Annotated in this window: 2 protein-coding genes; both read left to right on the top strand. The window is 40.8% G+C overall.

The window, feature by feature from the left end:
- Nucleotides 1–108: 108 nt before the first annotated feature.
- Nucleotides 109–1,320, top strand: coding sequence for a CmpA/NrtA family ABC transporter substrate-binding protein (locus ACOVQ4_RS06595; protein ID WP_421819860.1), 1,212 nt, complete (start codon nt 109–111; stop codon nt 1,318–1,320).
- 55 nt (nt 1,321–1,375) lie between these two features.
- On the top strand, nt 1,376–2,164 hold the full coding sequence (ntrB, locus tag ACOVQ4_RS06590; RefSeq protein WP_421819859.1) for a nitrate ABC transporter permease: 789 nt from the start codon (nt 1,376–1,378) through the stop codon (nt 2,162–2,164).
- Nucleotides 2,165–2,204: the final 40 nt, after the last annotated feature.

Raw genomic sequence — 2,204 nt, 5'->3', positions numbered from 1 at the left:
CCTGTACACTTTGTGCCTTTTTACTGAATTACTCATTTTTCAATATACAACTTCCTTAGACCGATGGGGGTCGGTCTAAGGATTGTTTTAAACCATTTCATAATCGTTATGAACGCAAAAACTCTGTTAAAGCAAGTATTAGTGTTGGTAGGTTTAGTAGCTACAACACTGCAATTGTCGGCAAATCCGACGCCTTCAGGAAAGAAAATAAGATTAGGGTTTATTCCACTGACAGACTGTGCTCCGCTAGTAGCCGCTAAAGAGTTGGGATTATTCGCAAAATATGGTGTCGATGTAGAGCTTTCGAAAGAAGCCTCTTGGGCCAATGTCCGTGATAAAATCTTGAATGGTGAATTGGATGGAGCACACTGTCTTTTCTCAATGCCTTTGTCAGTATATACAGGAATTGGTGGTAAAGCTGGCTCAGAAATGAAGATTGCGATGGTAATCAACAACAATGGTCAAGGCATTACACTTTCGAAAGACTTCTGTGGCATGGTTGGCTTCAAAGAAGTAAACAAAGTAGTGGCGGCTGTAAAAAATGTACAATCTCGCAAAGAAGTTACCTTCGCTATGACTTTTCCTGGCGGAACCCATGATATCTGGTTACGCAACTGGTTAGCTGCAGCAGGTGTCAATCAAAAATCGGTGGGTATTATCACAATTCCTCCTCCACAAATGGTGGCAAATATGCGTGTAGACAACATGGAAGGCTATTGCGTAGGCGAACCTTGGAATGGCGTAGCAGCTACTCAAAACGTAGGTTTTACACATATTGCGTCACAGGATATCTGGAAACATCACCCAGAAAAAGCTTTGGTTGTCAACAGCAAGTTTGCCGCAGAGGATAAGGAAGATTTGAAAAAAGTGATGAAAGCTATCATTGAAGCTTGTCGCTGGTTAGACAATATGGGTAATCGTAAAAAAGCAGCTTCATGGTTGACTAAACCATATTACGTAAATGCAGCATTGCCAGTAATTGAAGCTCGTTTGTTAGGCTCAAACGATTTGGGTTGCGACTTGGGTGTTCAAAAGTACAAAGACGACTACATGACTTTTTATAACAATGGTGTCGTGAATATGCCTCGCAAATCTCATGCAATGTGGTTTTTGGCACAGTATGTTCGTTTTGGTTATCTAAAAGCTGAGCCAAATTATAAAGCAATTGTCGAAAAACTGATTTTGGATGATTTGTACCAAGAAGTAGCCAAAGAAATGGCGGTGCCTATGCAACCAGACATGAAGCCTTTTAAAACTACCTATGATGTAAACTTCGACCCTGCTAATATCGACGATTATCTCAAAGCAACTCGTAAATAAGATTTCCACAGTACTTCCTTGTGACAAGCAAGGAAGTACCCAAACATACCATATCATGAATTCATTTTCTCTCAAAAATTCGATTCGTAATACGCTTTACTTTATCGGAAGTATGTTGGTGCTGATAGGCTTGTGGCAGTTGGTAACAATTTTAACTAAAAACGAAATCCCTGGACCTATAGCCACATGGCAGGTATTTATGGAACTTATGAGTGAACCATTTTACGACCGTGGCCCCAACGATAAAGGTATCGGCAACCAATTGGTTAGTTCATTAATTCGCGTTTTCAGTGGTTTTGGCGCTGGAAGTATCGTCGCTATTCCCCTTGGTTTGTTGATGGGTTCTTCTAAAACTGGGATGAAACTCCTCAACCCTATTGTGCAGATTTTGCGCCCCGTATCGCCTTTGGCTTGGTTTCCATTGGGCTTGTTGGCTTTCAAAGCGGCAGAAGGAGCAACCATTTTTATCATCATGATTACTTCATTATGGCCAACGCTTATCAACACAGCTTTTGGCGTAGCGAGTATTCCTGATGACCATAAGAATGTAGGCAAAGCTTTTGGTTTTTCTACTTGGAAATATATTACCAAAATCATGTTGCCTTATTCTATCCCACATATTATTACAGGTTTGCGTCTTTCGATTGGCGTAGCCTGGATGGTAATCGTAGCGGGCGAAATGCTTTCGGGTGGCGTTGGTATTGGGTTCTTTGTTTGGGATAGTTGGAATGCCCTTTCATTGGAGCGTATCCTCGTAGCGATTTTGATTATCGGTACCGTAGGGCTTTTGTTGGATAAAGGCTTCAATGCCTTACAAAATGCTTTTTCTTACAATCAAAAGTAATAAGTTAGTGGGCAAAATAGAATTTAATTTTTGTGCCTAA

Origin of the sequence: Flectobacillus sp., from assembly GCF_049240685.1 — a bacterium.
Lineage (GTDB): Bacteria > Bacteroidota > Bacteroidia > Cytophagales > Spirosomataceae > Flectobacillus.
Note: the sequence above shows the minus strand (reverse complement) of the source record. Positions and strands in the feature narration are given on the sequence as shown.

Bases quoted from the DNA above. Each gene is read 5' to 3' on its own strand.
- ACOVQ4_RS06595 (WP_421819860.1), top strand. From the start codon at position 109: ATGAACGCAAAAACTCTGTTAAAGCAAGTATTAGTGTTGGTAGGTTTA.
- ntrB (WP_421819859.1), top strand. From the start codon at position 1,376: ATGAATTCATTTTCTCTCAAAAATTCGATTCGTAATACGCTTTACTTT.